This is a genomic window from Saccharophagus sp. K07 (genome assembly GCF_014336955.1).
In the GTDB taxonomy this organism is placed as follows: Bacteria; Pseudomonadota; Gammaproteobacteria; order Pseudomonadales; family Cellvibrionaceae; genus UBA5868.
The window spans coordinates 456,635-472,575 of record NZ_QRAI01000001.1 but is presented as its reverse complement, the minus strand read 5'-3'; the positions used below and the strand labels follow the sequence as shown (position 1 = coordinate 472,575).

13 protein-coding genes are annotated in these 15,941 nt (G+C 53.8%); 6 read left to right on the top strand and 7 right to left on the bottom strand.

Going from position 1 to position 15,941, the window contains the following annotated elements; genetic code table 11:
• The first annotated feature begins 55 nt into the window (after nucleotides 1-55).
• The 3 genes from DWB84_RS01965 (at nucleotide 56) to xylA (ending at nucleotide 3,890) form a co-directional block, all read left to right on the top strand.
• Nucleotides 56-1,546, top strand: coding sequence for a xylulokinase (locus tag DWB84_RS01965; protein ID WP_187408079.1), 1,491 nt, complete (start codon nucleotides 56-58; stop codon nucleotides 1,544-1,546).
• A gap of 6 nt (nucleotides 1,547-1,552) precedes the next feature.
• Nucleotides 1,553-2,491 (top strand): aldose 1-epimerase, encoded by a 939-nt coding sequence (locus DWB84_RS01960; RefSeq protein WP_187408078.1) that lies wholly within the window; start codon nucleotides 1,553-1,555, stop codon nucleotides 2,489-2,491.
• A 67-nt stretch (nucleotides 2,492-2,558) separates the two neighbouring features.
• On the top strand, nucleotides 2,559-3,890 hold the full coding sequence (xylA, locus tag DWB84_RS01955; RefSeq protein WP_187408077.1) for a xylose isomerase: 1,332 nt from the start codon (nucleotides 2,559-2,561) through the stop codon (nucleotides 3,888-3,890).
• Between the two features lie 61 nt (nucleotides 3,891-3,951).
• Here xylA and DWB84_RS01950 read toward each other — a convergent pair whose 3' ends face one another.
• The 3 genes from DWB84_RS01950 to DWB84_RS01940 all read right to left on the bottom strand — a co-directional run bounded on the left by DWB84_RS01950 (nucleotide 3,952) and on the right by DWB84_RS01940 (nucleotide 7,027).
• A complete protein-coding gene (locus DWB84_RS01950; RefSeq protein WP_187408076.1) occupies nucleotides 3,952-4,401 on the bottom strand; it encodes a hypothetical protein in 450 nt (149 codons plus the stop codon).
• 76 nt (nucleotides 4,402-4,477) lie between these two features.
• The gene (locus tag DWB84_RS01945; protein ID WP_187408075.1) at nucleotides 4,478-5,947 is read right to left on the bottom strand and encodes a hypothetical protein; all 1,470 of its coding nucleotides are present in this window, start codon (nucleotides 5,945-5,947) and stop codon (nucleotides 4,478-4,480) included.
• Nucleotides 5,948-6,043: 96 nt separating this feature from the next.
• Nucleotides 6,044-7,027 carry a hypothetical protein gene (locus DWB84_RS01940; RefSeq protein WP_187408074.1) on the bottom strand — a complete coding sequence of 328 codons (984 nt, stop codon included), beginning with the start codon at nucleotides 7,025-7,027 and terminating at the stop codon, nucleotides 6,044-6,046.
• A 378-nt stretch (nucleotides 7,028-7,405) separates the two neighbouring features.
• Here DWB84_RS01940 and DWB84_RS01935 point away from each other — a divergent pair, with 378 nt between their 5' ends.
• The 3 genes from DWB84_RS01935 to DWB84_RS01925 all read left to right on the top strand — a co-directional run bounded on the left by DWB84_RS01935 (nucleotide 7,406) and on the right by DWB84_RS01925 (nucleotide 10,873).
• Nucleotides 7,406-8,395: an LLM class flavin-dependent oxidoreductase gene (locus DWB84_RS01935; RefSeq protein WP_187408073.1), complete on the top strand. Its 990-nt coding sequence runs from the start codon at nucleotides 7,406-7,408 to the stop codon at nucleotides 8,393-8,395.
• 252 nt (nucleotides 8,396-8,647) lie between these two features.
• Entirely contained in the window at nucleotides 8,648-9,733 is a 1,086-nt protein-coding gene (locus tag DWB84_RS01930) for a cytochrome-c peroxidase (RefSeq protein WP_187408072.1), read from the top strand.
• A 192-nt stretch (nucleotides 9,734-9,925) separates the two neighbouring features.
• A complete protein-coding gene (locus tag DWB84_RS01925) occupies nucleotides 9,926-10,873 on the top strand; it encodes an alpha/beta hydrolase (protein WP_187408071.1) in 948 nt (315 codons plus the stop codon).
• Nucleotides 10,874-11,000: 127 nt separating this feature from the next.
• Here DWB84_RS01925 and DWB84_RS01920 read toward each other — a convergent pair whose 3' ends face one another.
• The 4 genes from DWB84_RS01920 to rbbA all read right to left on the bottom strand — a co-directional run bounded on the left by DWB84_RS01920 (nucleotide 11,001) and on the right by rbbA (nucleotide 15,938).
• The gene (locus tag DWB84_RS01920) at nucleotides 11,001-11,357 is read right to left on the bottom strand and encodes a hypothetical protein (RefSeq protein ID WP_187408070.1); all 357 of its coding nucleotides are present in this window, start codon (nucleotides 11,355-11,357) and stop codon (nucleotides 11,001-11,003) included.
• Nucleotides 11,358-11,402: 45 nt separating this feature from the next.
• Nucleotides 11,403-11,903, bottom strand: a complete 501-nt coding sequence (locus DWB84_RS01915) for a hypothetical protein (protein WP_187408069.1) — start codon at nucleotides 11,901-11,903, stop codon at nucleotides 11,403-11,405.
• Nucleotides 11,904-12,057: 154 nt separating this feature from the next.
• Complete coding sequence (locus DWB84_RS01910; RefSeq protein ID WP_187408068.1) at nucleotides 12,058-13,188, bottom strand: ABC transporter permease; 1,131 nt, start codon at nucleotides 13,186-13,188, stop codon at nucleotides 12,058-12,060.
• Between the two features lie 2 nt (nucleotides 13,189-13,190).
• Nucleotides 13,191-15,938: a ribosome-associated ATPase/putative transporter RbbA gene (gene rbbA / locus DWB84_RS01905; protein WP_187408067.1), complete on the bottom strand. Its 2,748-nt coding sequence runs from the start codon at nucleotides 15,936-15,938 to the stop codon at nucleotides 13,191-13,193.
• Between the last annotated feature and the right edge of the window lie 3 nt (nucleotides 15,939-15,941).

Genomic DNA, 15,941 nt, shown 5'->3' with positions numbered 1-15,941 from the left:
TTGGGATATTTTCGCGGCGTTTTGCCATTTAATTTTCAATAAATAGAGCCTCAATATGTATTTCTTGGGCATTGATATCGGTAGTTCTTCCGTCAAGCTTTCCGTGCTCGACGGCAAAACCGGCAGATCAGCGGCATCCGCACAATATCCAGCCGTAGAGCTGGAAATCCTCAGCCCGCAAAAGAACTGGGCGGAACAAGATCCGGAAACCTGGTGGAACTGTGTCAAACAAGGCTGCGCCGCGCTGTGGAGCAAAGGCACCTTCTCGCCTAAAGACATAGCAGCAGTCGGTATCACCTATCAGATGCACGGCTTGGTTGTAGTCGACAAAGCCAACCGAGTTCTTCGTCCTTCTATTATCTGGTGTGACAGCCGAGCTGTATCCCAAGGTGAAGAGGCTCTGCAATCCCTCGGACCAGATTACTGTTTCCAACATCTGCTGAACTCCCCCGGCAACTTCACTGCCTCCAAATTGCGTTGGGTTCAGCAAAACGAGCCTGAGATTTATCAGCAAATCCACAAGATCATGCTGCCCGGCGACTACATCGCCCTGAAACTGTCAGGTGAGGTGACCACCACCCCAGGCGGTTTGTCTGAAGGCATGTTGTGGGATTTCAAAGGATCCAGCCCTGCTCATCGTCTGCTGGACCACTGGCAGTTCTCTGCCGACTTGCTGCCTGCCATCGAACCCAATATCGGCGGCACCACCACTGTTAACGCCGCTGCAGCTGCAGAACTCGGCATTCCCGCCGGTATTCCAATCAGCTACCGCGCGGGCGACCAGCCCAATAACGCGTTCAGTTTGAACGTGTTGAATCCAGGTGAGATCGCGGCCAACGCCGGTACTTCAGGCGTTGTGTACGCCGTAACCGATAAACCGCTGACCGACCGTGAAGGTCGCGTCAACACCTTCCTGCACGTCACTCATACCAGCGAGCAAGCGCGCAATGGTGTACTCCTGTGCGTAAACGGCACCGGTCGAGCTTACAGCTGGTTGCGTTCGGTGCTCAGCGCCAACGGCAATCTGCTCGACTACGGTCTGCTCAACCAACTGGCAGAAAAAGTGGCTGTCGGCAGCGACGGCCTGCAGTTTTTGCCTTTCGGTAATGGTGCCGAGCGTATGTTGCACAACCGCACCGTCGGTGCACATTTCCACAATATCGATCTCAACCGTCACAGCTTGGGCCATTTGGTCCGCGCGACTCAGGAAGGTATTGTGTTCGCGCTTAATCGCGGTTTTGACGTCATTAAAGAACTGGGCGGCCGCTGCGACCTCGTGCGCGCATCCCGCGGCAATATGTTCCTGAGCAGCATCTTCACCGAAGCTTTCGCCAACACCACCGGCAGCACCATCGAACTGTACGAAACCGACGGTGCTGAAGGTGCCGCGCGCGGTGCCGCTTTAGGATCCGGCTTTTACGACTCTGTGCAGTCAGCCTTTGCTGGCCTGGCACTGAAAGAGCGCATCGAGCCGAAGCCTGAGCTGCAAGCGCAGTACCAGGATGCCTATCAAAAATGGAGTGAAACGGTACCCAGTGCCGAGTAATTCCTTATGAGCAAAGATTACGCAGCAGATATTCTTCGCACCGCCAATGGGTGCTTATTGGAATTGGTTCCAGAATTCGGCGGTCTTACCAACCGCTTGCAATTCCAATCCGCCAAAGGGCCCGTTGATGTGATCGTCGGGCTACCTAGCAAAAGCGCCATGGAAACCGACAAGGTTTTCCGCAATATTCCGATTTTCCCGGTGGTTAACCGGCTGCGCGACGGGCGTTATGAGTTCAACGGCAAGACCTATCAATTGCCGGTTAATGAGACGAGCCGCAACAATGCGCTGCACGGTTTTATTCATCATATAAAGCCTGAAGTCTCCGTAGTCGAAGGCGATGAAGTCAGCGAAGCAACTCTTCGCTACGACTGCGACGGCTCTCAGCAGGGCTATCCGTTTAAAGCGGAAGTCGTTATCCGCTACACCCTGCGCGCAAGTTCCGAGCTCGATATCGAGTATAGGGTCCATAATCGTGACAAGTCGCCGATGCCAATCGGTGTAGGCTGGCACCCCTATTTTGGGCTGTCAGAGAAAATGGATACGCTGAGTCTGAAGCTGCCGCGTTCACGCAAGCTGGCTATTGATGAGCGTATGCTGCCGACCGGTGAGCGCCTGCCTTATCACGAGTTCGACCAGCTCCGCCCTATGGGCGACATCCAGTTCGACGATTGTTTTGCCCTGGAAGACAGCGACGTAACCACTGTCGCCAAAACGATTCTCTGGTCTGAAAGTCAAAAATTAGGACTGGAGATTTGGCAGAAAACTGGCGAACTGGGATTAAACTACCTGCAGGTCTGTATCGCGCAAGACCGGCTATCTATCGCAATCGAATCCGTTAGCTGCGGCATCGATGCATTTAACACAGGCGACGGCCTGATAACTCTGGCACCGGATGACAGTTTTACGGCTCATATGGGAGTGCGCTTGATCACTTCCGTATAACCCACGCCCCGGCAGGGAGCACAACACTGAACAAGACATTTGTGTCATTAACAGAAGGTATTACGCAATGAGCATAGTAATTGGAGATAAAGAATATTTTAAAGGTGTGGGGAAAATCGGCTATGAAGGTCCAGAGTCCGATAACCCCTTAGCTTTTAAATATTACGACGCCAAGCGAGTCGTCGCTGGCCGCACCATGGAAGAGTTTTTCAAGTTCGCCACATGTTACTGGCACAGCTTCTGTGGCACTGGCGCTGACCCATTCGGTCCAGGCACCCAGCGTCGCGAGTGGAACGAAGGTTCTGACGCTATCACCCGCGCCTACAAAAAAATGGACGCAGCGTTCGAGTTCTTCACAAAACTCGGCACTCCCTACTACTGCTTCCACGACATCGACCTGGTTGAAGAAGGTTCTTCTCGTCACGAAACTCACGAGCGCCTGTTCACCGTAGTAGAACGCGCTAAAGAGAAAATGAAAGAGTCTGGCGTAAAACTCCTGTGGGGTACCGCCAACCTGTTCTCCAACCCACGTTACATGAACGGTGCTTCCACCAACCCGGATTTCAACGTAGTTGCCTACGCTGGTGCTCAGTTGAAAGACGCGTTGGATGCAACCATCGCTCTGAACGGTGAAAACTACGTGTTCTGGGGCGGCCGCGAAGGTTACATGAGCCTGCTCAACACCGACATGAAGCGCGAACAAGAACACTTCGCCCGCTTCCTGACCATGGCTCGCGATTACGCTCGTGCGCAAGGTTTCAAAGGAACCTTCTTCATCGAGCCTAAGCCGATGGAGCCTTCCAAGCATCAATACGATTTCGACTCCGCTACCGTCATCGGCTTCCTGCGCCACTACGGTCTGGATAAAGACTTCAAATTGAACATCGAAACCAACCACGCCACTCTGGCTCTGCACACTATGGACCACGAGCTGCAAGTTGCAGCTGACGCGGGCATGTTGGGCAGCATCGACGCCAACCGCGGTGACTACCAAAACGCATGGGATACCGACCAGTTCCCATACAACATCAACGAAACCGTTGAAATGATGCTGGTTATCCTGCGCGCCGGCGGCCTGCAAGGTGGTGGTGTTAACTTCGACGCGAAAGTACGTCGTAACTCTACTGACCCTGTTGACCTGTTCTACGGCCACATCGGCGGCATGGACACCTTCGCCCGCGCTCTGCTGATCGCTGACGACATCCTGCGCAACTCTCCGATCGAAAAAATGCGTAAAGACCGTTACGCGTCTTTCGATAGCGGCAAAGGTGCAGAATTCGAAGCTGGCAAGCTGTCCCTGGAACAACTGGCAGAAATCGGCAACAAAAATGGCGAGCCAGAACAAATTTCCGGTCGCCAAGAGTTGTACGAAAACATCATCAACCGTCACATCCGTTAATCGGTTGCTACGGAAAACAAACGGGGCCAATTGGCCCCGTTTTTATTTATAGCTTTCGATATTACTTTGGCGTTTCTATAGTTCGCGCCTGTAGCACGGCCAAACTTCCCTCCGTCATAAGTCGCAACCTGCCTCCTGAATCCAATGAGTCGGTGCTGGCGATATATCCCTTAAACATCAAGACGCCGCCAATTTTGACTTCATCCTTGGCCAGCGGCACAAAGGTGGTGGCCCAAAAGCGAGAAGGCTCTTTTCCCGTCAATTCCAGCTTGAGCAAATGGGTCTTATCCGGTGCATCGCGGATTTCCAGAACCTTGGCTTCCAGTGATACGCCGCGCCCGTGAAAACCTGGATTCAATTGACCCGCCACAAAGATTCCGCTGGGAATTTTGTCATTGGAGATTATTTGTCCAGGTTGTGCATCCGCTGCTTTCGCACTTGGAGACGTGGTATCACCAGCCCAAACCGACACTGACAATAACGCTGCAATAAGCCAAAAAAAGCGTTTCATCTGCATTTACCTATTTTTATGGCTCAAAAAAAGGGCCGGTCGATTGCCAACTCGGCCCTGACTCGCGCTTAAACTTTTATTGTTTGGTCGGCGCAGGTGCGCCATCCAAAATCCACTGCCGCAAAGCATCCAGCCCCTGTTGGCTCATGCCGGGCATAGGTTGTTTGCAGGTCGACAAGGCAGCTTGATTGCACACGGCGTTGGTGTTTTGGCTGCCTCCCGACGCCTTCAAATACAACCAGCTGTTATCCGGATCACCCGGAACAACCAGCTTGTAGCCTTGCGCATGAGCGGAATTGACATTGACTAAGCGCTGCACGATTTCAGCGGAGGAGATGTTGTAGCCAAGACGCAATCCTGCTGACTCACCGGGTCCGTGACAGCCTGTACAACCACCCTGCTCCAATGCCGGCCGCACCAGCTCGTGGAAATATCCGGCTTCTTCATCCCCGCCGGGACCTGGTTCGGGCTGTACCAAACTGGGATCGATCTGCTGCGCCCAGAAATGATGCTCTTTACATTGCTTGACCAGTTCCGCAGCCAGCTTGGGATCATCAGCGGTTAAGCCGACCTTGGTGCGATATTTTTCCCACACCATGTCTATCCAACCGTGCAGTTTCCAAAAGGTGTAGGCGTCGAGATTGCGCCGCTGATTGGCAACGCTGTGCGCTTGGTTGTTGGGTGGGAAGGCATTGAAATGCAGAGCACCGTGCAGACCGTTTAACCCCAAACCGCCTTGCAGAGTGCCGCATTGAATCCACTGCCCAAAATGACCTTCGGTTGGCCAACGGGACAAGACATCTTCCCGGGTCATTTGATCGATACCGTCGGCCAGGGCTGCATCCTGCGCGACGCCACTCGCCCAGGGGCGGAAGTACTGCTGCACCACATCCGGATAATCGTTTTGCGACGGGAATTTATCCCAGCCGGCAAATTGATCTTTCAGGCTCGGCCACAACTGTTGAAGGGTGTGGATCATATGGCGGTGCATGACCAGGAATTCATAGCCGTCCTGCGGACCCGCACATTCGTTTTCCGCTGGGCGCTTATCCGGGAACTGACAGGGATCTACAGTACCGCCACCACCGCCGCCTCCACCGAAGCCGCCAAAACCGCCGAATCCGCCACCACCGCCAGAGGTACAACGGCGTGCCTGATGCCAGATGAAATGGGCTTCTTGCCATGCCTGAGAATCCATCCAGGCGATGATCTCGGGACGCAGGGTCGCATCCGTTTGGCCGTTTTCCGTGTACTCCGCCCAGCGATCTGGCAGCGTTCCATCCGTTGAATGCGGATGGAAACCAACCTCGCAGTGATCGTGGGTATGCACATCGCCGGAGCTGGACGAAGATGAACTTGAGGAAGAACTGGAAGAAGAACTAGACGAACTCGATGAAGAACTGCTGGAAGAACTTGAACTGCTGCTGGAAGAGGAACCATCAAGTGGCTCATCCTCGCTGCCACAGGCAGATAGAAACATCGCCAAAACAAGGCTGCCAAGGATCCGCCCAAGTCGGGCTAAGGCGTCAATCGCATAAGGTTTCATGAAAACCTCCGAACGGAAATTTCCGCTGTGAAATAGTGGGGAGACGGACGGCGAGATGCCGCCCGGAAAGATCGCGCTTACCGCAATGAAAATTAATCAGATATCGAGAATGATCGACCGGTAGGCGAGCATGGATCCGTCTTCATTGCGCTTGGTGTCCATCACCCAATTAGCGCCGGATCCACCGCCACCGCCGCCTCCACCAAAACCACCAAAGCCTCCAAAACCACCGCCGAAACCGCCGCTAAAAACACTGTCTCTGGCGAGCGGGGTATCTTGAGGGCGCCCGATATATTCGGGGTGATTGACATGGATTTCGTTATTGAGCTCATCCGTAAAGGCGAACTGCGTCGCCAACAGCTCCTGGCCGTTTTCCACAAATAGCGCATGAAGATGATTCGAACGCCCCGCATACCAGCCAGGGAAGCAGGATTTGAAATACACCTCGCCCTGAGCATTGGTAATTTGCGCACCGCGATGCCAACGCGACTGCATAGCACGCTGATTGTTATTCGCGCAGAAAGGACCATTCCAATCAGGGGAACTCTTGGCAGCTCCACTGTTATCAGCTGAATAAAAACCTTCACAGTTGGTGTGCCAAATATCAACAATGATGCCGGATAAAGGCTGGCAATTTCGGTTAAGAACCTGAAAGGCAAAAATCACCGGCACACCTTTTTCACCATCGGAAATATCTTCGCGGAAATGATCGACGGAAAAATAACAGGGGCCTAGCATCAAATCGCCTGTGGGGGTACAGGTAGTGGCGCTGCCGGGAGTGAAGGGACTGGGTGGTGGAAATGCCGTCCACATAGAAGCAGTTCCGCCCGATGCCCATCCCTCAACGGGAGTTCCACTGCTACTGCTCGAACTTGAACTACTGCTGCTGGAACTGGAGCTGCTGCTTGAACTCGAACTACTGCTACTTGAACTGCTCGAACTGGAATCACCTGTGCCGCCGCCACACCCCAGCAGACTCATCACAGGCACCGCAACCACTGCCGATCCAATTGCTTTAACCAGTTTGCGCCGCTCCTCCCGTGAAGAGCTGACCTGATCGTCTGAATTCGATTTTTTCATAGTAGGTGACCATGTTGTATTTGGGGGAATAACCCCCAAAATTGTATGAGTCTACCTTCATTAAAAAATGAGACGCAGTTTGCGATTGCTTACTCTCAATTTATTACACGGATATTTTTTGTTAACACGTTTGCAAAAAAGAAGCCGCTATCAACATGTGGTTAAAATCAATATTTCTACGATTTGAGAAAAAGAGTTAAAAACCATCAAACATTGAGAGAAATGAATTTTCATTTTTTCTCGGATAAAAATTGCCGCAATGAAATTTTGTATTTTTCTCTCTGCAACCGACTCGCAACAAAAGATTCATCAAAATCACTGGCACCAATAAGATCCAGTACAATCCAAGTCTCATTACCGCAGTATGGTTAATACAATATGCTCGACACCATTTCATTTTCACTGCTTGAACTCGCTTCCATTCGCGAAGGCGAAGACGCATGCGAAACCTTTAAACATTCGTTGCGCTACGCTCAAAAAGCAGATGAATTGGGATTTAAACGATTTTGGTTGGCGGAGCACCACAATATGGAAGGGATCGCCAGCTCCGCCACCGCAGTTTTGATCGGCTACATCGCCAGCGCCACACGCAATATTCGGGTGGGGTCGGGCGGCATTATGCTGCCCAACCATCCACCTTTAGTGATCGCAGAACAATTTGGCACCCTAGCGAGCCTTTATCCAGAGCGGATTGATTTAGGACTCGGCCGCGCTCCGGGCACTGATCCTGTCACGGCACGCGCATTGCGACGAGACGATCGCGCCGCGGATGACTTTCCTACTGAAGTCAGCCTGCTGCAACAATTGTTAGCGCCCGCCACCCCCAATCAACGTTTAAAAGCCGTGCCCGGCGCAGGCACACAAGTGCCGATCTGGTTATTGGGATCGAGTTTATTCAGCGCTCAACTCGCTGCCCAGCGCGGTCTACCATATGCATTTGCGGGGCATTTTGCTCCTCGCTTAGTGCGCGAAGCGATTTATATCTATCGCACGCAATTTCGCCCGTCCGAAACATTGTCCGAACCCTACGTAATGTTGGGCGTGCCGGTAGTGATTTCCGAAACGGAAGAAAGAGCCAAATTTATTTTTACCACCAGTCTGCAGCGCATCCTTGCCCTTTTCCGCAATCAACCCTTGTGGTTGCGCCCGCCGGTTAAAAATATGGATGAACTCTGGACACCGCAGGAAAAAGCGGGTGTCAGCGACTTTCTCGCACTGGCAGGCGTAGGTACTCCTACTCAAATCAAAGCTCATTTGGAAAACTTGGCCGACGAACTAAAAGTTAACGAGTTCATGTTTACCATCGATCTGTACGACCCAGACGAACGCATGCATTCACTCGAACTCTTGATGTCAATCAAATCCTAAACTCCCTCCCTGCAATATCATCGCTACAAGACTTACCGGTGCCGTGCTAACGGCGCCGCTCTATTCCATTAGGTCTCGAATCAATTGAGTGGCGCTTTATGTTGTACGCCTGTTTCGCCTGCCTGCACATTCATTTAAGTAACCCGTTAAACACATGCCCAACCGCCCCTGAGAGGGTAATAAAACCGATTTTCCGGAACTCGTCTTATCAAGTGCACTTCTAACGCTAAGGTCAATAATGAGGACCCTCCCATGAAGAAAAATCAATTGCTCTCCTTGCTCATCGGCGGAACGCTGGTAATGGCAAGTGCCGCGAGTGCGGATCAGGCTTTAAGGGATCGCGCTAACGCCATTTTTAAACCGATTCCAATCAAAGTAACGGAAGTGGCAGGTGAAAAAGTCGTATCCGCGCAAATCGAACTGGGGCATAAACTCTGGTTTGACCCGCGTTTATCGCGCAGCCATCTCATCAGCTGCAACACTTGCCACAATTTAAGTATTGGCGGCAGTGACAACGTGCAGGTTTCGATCGGTCACGGCTGGCAAAAAGGTCCGCGCAATAATCCAACGGCGCTCAATGCTGTCTTTAATGTTGCGCAATTTTGGGATGGTCGTGCAGCCGACCTCAAAGAACAGGCTTTAGGTCCGTTGCAAGCACCGGTGGAAATGAACAATACACCGGACCGTATTGAAGCCACCTTAAAAAGCATTCCCGAATATGTAGCGGAATTTCAAAAAGCCTTTGGCGGCAAAAATCCCGTCACCATCGCCAACGCTGCGCGCGCACTCGCTGCATTTGAAACCACATTGATTACACCTAATGCACCATTCGACCGTTTTCTGAAAGGCGATAACAATGCGCTAACCAAACAGCAAAAAGAAGGACTCGATTTATTTATTAATACGGGCTGCGCCGCATGCCACAACGGCGTGAATGTCGGCGGCCAGGCGTATTTCCCATTCGGCGTGGTGAAAAAACCGGGTGCGGATATTCTGCCTGCGGATGACAAAGGTCGTTTTGCGGTCACTAACACAGCGAGCGATGAATACGTATTCCGCGCAGCACCTTTGCGCAATATTGCCCTCACCCCGCCCTATTTCCACAGCGGCGAGGTTTGGGATTTAAAAGAAGCTGTAGCAATTATGGGTGATGCGCAATTGGGACGTGAATTAAAAGCAAACGAAGTAGAAGCCATTACGGCGTTTCTGCATAGTTTGACTGGGGATCAGCCCAAAGTGACTCTCCCCATCCTGCCACCCAGCAGCCCGACCACACCTAAACCGGATCACGAGCTGCCCTCGCAAATCCGTGTCGGCTCAACCGATAGCGGCAGCTAAATTGAATAGATAGTGAACCTTGAATTGCGTAGGCCGGCAAATGCCGGCCTTTTCTTATCTCTCCTCGCCCACATCTTATAACCGCCCACTATTTATCATATAAATTCTGCAAATTTCCGTTATTATTCGGCCTTCGTTTTACACGAAAACACGCGGTATACCATCCAAACCAGGGTTTAGGAGACTATAAGAATGATCGCACCCTCCCGCAAACGCTTTACCCGTTTATTCGCCATCGCCCTCACCGTTCTCGGTTGTCAGCTGACCATTCCAGCCTTTGCGCTGGATGACACCATGACCCCGATTGCCATTCCCAAACAGCCCAACGCCATTACATTGGGAACCGGTCCGCTGCCGAACGCAACCGCCCAGGAGTCCTGGCACAGCCAATACGGCAGCTCCTTCGCTCGCAACGTGACCGAAGCAACCTTAACGCCCTTTCTGCCCAAAAAACGCAAAGCGACTGGCGCTGCTGTGATCGTTGCGCCCGGTGGTGGTTTCCGTACTTTGTCCATGAGCAATGAAGGATGGGATGTTGCCAAAGCACTGGCGGATAAAGGTGTTGCAGCCTTCGTTCTGAAATATCGCCTGGTGCAAACGCCTGCCGACATGGACAAATTCCAAAAAGCCATGGCTGCCATGTTCTCCGGCGCCCCACGCGCTGCTCGCCCGCTCTCAGATCAAAACCCGGCGGAAGAATTTGCTGTACAAATAGCTGATGCCCGCGCAGCTTTTGCCCTGGTGCGCGAGCGCGCCAAAGAATGGCGGATCGACCCAGACCGCATCGGTATGGTCGGCTTCTCCGCCGGCGCCATGCTCACCATGTCCACCGCCCTGTACGGCCAAGACGCCAATCCCGCATTTATCGCCAATATCTACGGCCCCTTGTCCAAAGTGGAAGTCCCCGCCGACGCGCCACCTCTCTTCGTCGCCCTGGCCGCAGATGACCCATTTTTTGCCAACTCCGGCTACGACCTGATCGACAGCTGGCGCGCCGCCAAACGCCCGGTGGAATTCCACTTGTTTGAACAAGGCGGCCACGGCTTCGGCATGTACAACAAAACCACCACCAGCACCGGCTGGTTCAGCAGCTTTGTGCGTTGGTTGGATATGCATGGGTATTTGCAGAAAAAGAAATAAATAAAAGTTAGATACAAAAAAGGCGATTCAAATGAATCGCCTTTTTTATTCGCAACTCTGGATCAGCTAATTTTGGATTGGTCCAGAAAAGACGAAAAAGAACAGAAATTTAGAAAAGCGTGGAAAACTATTTACTAAATGGTCTACCTGCATCCCGACACGCCACATCTCGGTGGCTTTTATCCAGTTCACTCCTTGTACGATTGTATTCCTGAATCCAGAAATTACAGGTTCTATTACGTTGACGCTGTATCTCCGCATTTTCCGCGGACTCCTTAGTATTCTCTAAAGCCAACGCATTTCGTTTCAGTAGGGCTTCTAAGTCTTTAATTTTGTCGGCCTTCAACCTTTCTTCCATCGCCTTCACGGCTTTTTCGAGTTGATATGCAGCAACCCAAGCAGTTATGTAATTGCTTGCCAAATTGCCGGACATAACCCCAATACTAATCACAATATATAAGATGGCCCATCTTCCTACAGCCATTGATTGCCCTCACTAATTATCAAAATATGGTCGCGCTGAATTTACCTAATGGCGATAAATCTGATCCGAATTTTTATTTGCTTCCACAGTTTTAAAAGACCTTTCCTGATAGCTGTGCCCACAACAACAGCAGCTAAACGTTTTTACCACTTCATAACGCTCTTCGGTCCAGGTCGTCACTGTAATTAAACGTTTGCCTTCATTAGGGCCGGAGATGGAGCGGCCGGTTTCTTGTTCGCGTTTGCGCGGGGTGGCGGAAAGAAAAGTTTCTTCGGTGTCTGCCAAACTCACGGCGAATGTCTCACCACACTGTTTGCACTGGGCATCTGCTGATAACCAGGCCATCACCACAAATTTTGCCCCCATAAAAGACCCGACGCCAGCCAATGCCGTAAAGATATAAACCCAAAACGGATATTCATCGCTATAAGAAAGCCACACCAAGCCGCCAATTATCAGCGCCGCAATAGCACCCGCGCCTATGCTGAGAAAATTCAGATGATTTTTGATGGCGGCTTGTTCTTGAGAAAGATTTTCTTCAGACATAGGGACTAGTGATTAATGCAGATGAAATCGAGCATCCGAGCGGTTGAAGGCCAGCGTGTTTGCTGAGGGAAAGTTGGATTAGTTGTAGATCAAGGTTGGCTTCTGTGCCACCCGGAGCCAAATACTTGCCATAAATATCTGCCGCTTACCTAACTCAAGCCATCTGCCCAATGGTTTTGCGAAAACGCGCCAGCGACAGGGAAAACAGCACCGCGCCGATCAGCGCGAGCGCCAGAAATTGCTTCCACACCGTCTCCAGGCCAGCGCCGCGATAGAGGATGGCCTGACCCAGTTCAACAAAGTGGGTGGTGGGTGCGAACAGCATTATGTCCTGCACAATTTCCGGCATGCTCTCGCGCGGCGTGGTGCCGCCGGACAGCAGCTGCAATGGCAGTATGGTGAGCATCATCAACATGCCGAACTGCGGCATGTTACGCGCAAGAGTGGCGATGAAAATGCCCATGGACGTAGTGGCGAACAGGCTGAGCGCCGCGCCGGTAAAGAACAGGGCAACGGACCCCTCAATAGGTACGCCGAGGATGCCGCGCACCATAATGCTGAGAGACAGAAAAGAGGCGATCAGCACCACCAGAGCCATGGACCAGACTTTGGAGAGCATGATTTGCACCGGTGTCACCGGCATCACCAGCAAATGCTCGATGGTGCCGTGCTCGCGCTCGCGGATCAGTGCTGCGCCGGTCAGGATGATGGACAGGAGCGTGATGTAGTTGATGATCTGAATCACCGAACCGAACCAAGCGTCGTCCAGCGACGGATTGAAGCGCGCGCGCAACACCAGCTCCACCGGGAGTGAATCAGTGCCGCGATAACGCTGGACGAACTCGTTCACTTCGCCAGTGAAAATCTGTTGCACGTAACTGCTGCCGGTAAACGCCTGACTCATACGCGTGGCGTCGACATTAAGCTGCACGGCAGGCGCTCGCCCCGCCAATACATCGCGCTGGAAGTTGGGAGGAATCACCAGCACGAAGGTGTAACGCCCCGCATCCATACCGCGATCCATATCGGCATAGTCGATCAAGGCTGGCGCCGTGAACTGCGGCGGGTAGAAGGCGGCGGCTATCCGCTGAGACAAGGCCGAATTGTCCTCATCGACTATGGCGATGGGCGCGTTGTGCAGCGCCGCCGGTATGGAGGTGGCCGCCATATAGACCGACGCGGTGAACACGTAGAGGATCAACGCCAGCATCATAGGATCGCGCCATAGGCTCCACAGCTCCTTCACCCCCAACTCGTAGATATTGGCGAGGTTGCGACTGCGCATCTTTAGCGCTCCTGTTTCTTGAGTAGTAAAACTGCCGCGCCAATGATGACCGGCACCGACAGCAGCATGGCCCACAGTGGCTGCGTCAGATCGGCAAGGCCGAGCGCTTTGCTGAAGACCCCGCGACAGATGGAGATCATATGGGTGGCGGGATAGATCTCCCCGACGAACCGGCTGGCGCCCTCGAGCGAGGACACAGGATCGATCAGCCCGGCAAACTGGGTGACCGGAATGACCGTGCCAATCACGGCAAATAACATGGCGGCAACCTGACTGCGCGTCACCGCCGACGCGAGCAGCCCCATGCCGGTCGAAGAGAAGCCATAAATAAACGCGGCGAGCGTTAAAGCGAAGAAACTGCCCTTAATCGGCACACCAAAAGCGGTGACCGCAAGCAGGCTCATCAGCAGAAAATTCACCATCGCCAAAGTCACATAGGGCAACTGCTTGCCCAGTAGGAATTCCAGGCGCGTCACTGGTGTTACATACAGATTGGTGATGGACCCGGTTTCTTTCTCGCGCACCACCGCCAGTGCGGTCAGCATGGCCGGCAGCACCAGCAGCAACAGAGGAATTACCGCCGGCACCATGGCAGGCAGGCTTTTCACATCGGGGTTGTAGCGAAAGCGCGTCTCGACGGTGGCATAACCGCTGGCGCTGACGCCGTTGCGTTCAGCCGCCTGGGCAAGCAACCACTGCACATGCATGCCCTGGACGTAGCCCTGCACCGTTTCCGCGCGCTGCGGCATGGCGCCGTCTATCCAGGCGGCGATCTGCACAGTCTCACCGTGCAACACATCGCGGTTAAAGCCCTCGGGAATTTCGATGGCAAGAGACAGCTCGCCGCTGCGCATGCGTCGGTCGAGGTCGGCATAGTCAACTATGGGCGCATGCTCATCGAAGTAACGCGAGCCGGCGAGATTCAACGTATAGCTCTGGCTGAGGGTAGTCTGATCGCGATCGAGCACCGCATAACGCAAATCCTCCACATCCATGGTGATGCCGAAGCCAATCACGAACATCAGCACCAGGGAACCCAACAGCGCCAGTGTCGCGCGCACCGGGTCGCGCACCAGTTCCAATGACTCGCGCCACAGGTAACTCAGCATACGCTGCAGGCTGAAACCGCCGGAACCCGTTACTCTGCCGTGCCCAGCAGCCGCAACTGGCGGTGCCTCCGGAGCAGCAACCTTGGGAGAAGTGGCAGCCGCGCCGCCCTCCGCCTCTATCAGGTAGCCGATAAAAGCCTCTTCCAGGGTTTTGGCGCCGCGCTTCTCCACCAACCGTGCGGGCGCGTCGCTGTCCAGCACCCTGCCCGCGTGCATCATCGACATACGGTCGCAGCGTTCGGCCTCATTCATAAAATGGGTGGATATAAACACCGTCACCCGATCGCGCCGCGACAACTCAATCAGCAGTTGCCAGAAGGCATCGCGCGCCACCGGATCAACGCCGGAAGTGGGCTCGTCCAGAATCAGCAGCTCCGGCTTGTGCACCATGGCAACCGCCAGGGACAGGCGCTGGCGCATTCCCAGCGGCAAACTGGTCGGCAAACTGTCCAGCACCTCCGCCAGGCCGAAGCGCTGCACCATTTCCTCCACGCGACTGGGAATCTCTTCGGCAGGAACGTTGAACAGCTTGGCGTGCAGCACCAGGTTCTGGCGAACCGTGATTTCGCTGTAGAGGGAGAAGCTTTGCGACATATAGCCGACGCGGCGGCGGGTATCCAGGTCGTGCGGGTTCACTTCCTTGCCGAACAACCACGCCCGCCCTTCGCTCGCCGGCAACAGGCCAGTGAGCATTTTCATGGTGGTGGATTTGCCGCAGCCGTTGGAGCCGAGGAAGCCAAAAATTTCCCCGCGGCGGATGCGGAAAGACACATTGTCGACGGCGACAAAGTCGCCAAAACGCATGGTCAATCCTTCGGCCTGAATGGCGATATCGTCCTCGCCGCCCTCCGCCAAGGGCGGGATCACCACCGCCTTATGTCCGCGTTTTTTCTCCTCCGGCAGCAGGCGGATAAATGCCTCCTCCAGATTGGCACTGCCGGTGCGCTCCAGTATTTCCTGCGGCGTACCGGTGGCGAGCACCTTGCCGGCATCTATGGCCGCCAGCCAGTCGAAGCGTTGAGCCTCATCCATATAGGCGGTGGCGACAATCACGCTCATGCCGGGACGCGCAGTGCGGATACGGTCGATCAAATCCCAGAATTGCGCGCGCGCCAGCGGGTCCACGCCAGTGGTGGGTTCATCGAGAATCAAAAAATCCGGGTCGTGAATCAGCGCGCAGCACAGCCCCAGCTTCTGCTTCATACCGCCGGAGAGCTTGCCCGCCGGGCGTGACAGGAATTTGAACAGCCCAGTGGCTTGAGTGAGTTCGTCAATGCGCTGGCGGCGCGCTGCGGCATCATGGCCAAACAGGCGCCCGAAAAACTGCAGATTTTCTTCAACAGAAAGCGTCGGGTAGAGATTTCTGCCCAACCCTTGCGGCATATAGGCAATACGCGGGCACACCTGCTGGCGATGCGCCTTGCTGGCCATATCGCCGCCCAACACTTCGACCGTGCCCTCTTGAATGATGCGCACCCCGGCAAGCAACGCGAGCAGGCTGGATTTACCGACGCCGTCCGGACCGATCAGACCGACCATACGCTCGGAAGGTATCTCCAGATCTATACCATCCAACGCCTTGACCTCGCCATAGCGCAGACTGACCTGACGGATCCGGGCAACCGTCTCAAGCTGGCTCATCTG

Coding starts and splice junctions, on each gene's coding strand:
- DWB84_RS01965 (WP_187408079.1), top strand. CDS start 56: ATGTATTTCTTGGGCATTGATATCGGTAGTTCTTCCGTCAAGCTTTCC.
- DWB84_RS01960 (WP_187408078.1), top strand. CDS start 1,553: ATGAGCAAAGATTACGCAGCAGATATTCTTCGCACCGCCAATGGGTGC.
- xylA (WP_187408077.1), top strand. CDS start 2,559: ATGAGCATAGTAATTGGAGATAAAGAATATTTTAAAGGTGTGGGGAAA.
- DWB84_RS01950 (WP_187408076.1), bottom strand. CDS start 4,401: ATGAAACGCTTTTTTTGGCTTATTGCAGCGTTATTGTCAGTGTCGGTT.
- DWB84_RS01945 (WP_187408075.1), bottom strand. CDS start 5,947: ATGAAACCTTATGCGATTGACGCCTTAGCCCGACTTGGGCGGATCCTT.
- DWB84_RS01940 (WP_187408074.1), bottom strand. CDS start 7,027: ATGAAAAAATCGAATTCAGACGATCAGGTCAGCTCTTCACGGGAGGAG.
- DWB84_RS01935 (WP_187408073.1), top strand. CDS start 7,406: ATGCTCGACACCATTTCATTTTCACTGCTTGAACTCGCTTCCATTCGC.
- DWB84_RS01930 (WP_187408072.1), top strand. CDS start 8,648: ATGAAGAAAAATCAATTGCTCTCCTTGCTCATCGGCGGAACGCTGGTA.
- DWB84_RS01925 (WP_187408071.1), top strand. CDS start 9,926: ATGATCGCACCCTCCCGCAAACGCTTTACCCGTTTATTCGCCATCGCC.
- DWB84_RS01920 (WP_187408070.1), bottom strand. CDS start 11,357: ATGGCTGTAGGAAGATGGGCCATCTTATATATTGTGATTAGTATTGGG.
- DWB84_RS01915 (WP_187408069.1), bottom strand. CDS start 11,903: ATGTCTGAAGAAAATCTTTCTCAAGAACAAGCCGCCATCAAAAATCAT.
- DWB84_RS01910 (WP_187408068.1), bottom strand. CDS start 13,188: ATGCGCAGTCGCAACCTCGCCAATATCTACGAGTTGGGGGTGAAGGAG.
- rbbA (WP_187408067.1), bottom strand. CDS start 15,938: ATGAGCCAGCTTGAGACGGTTGCCCGGATCCGTCAGGTCAGTCTGCGC.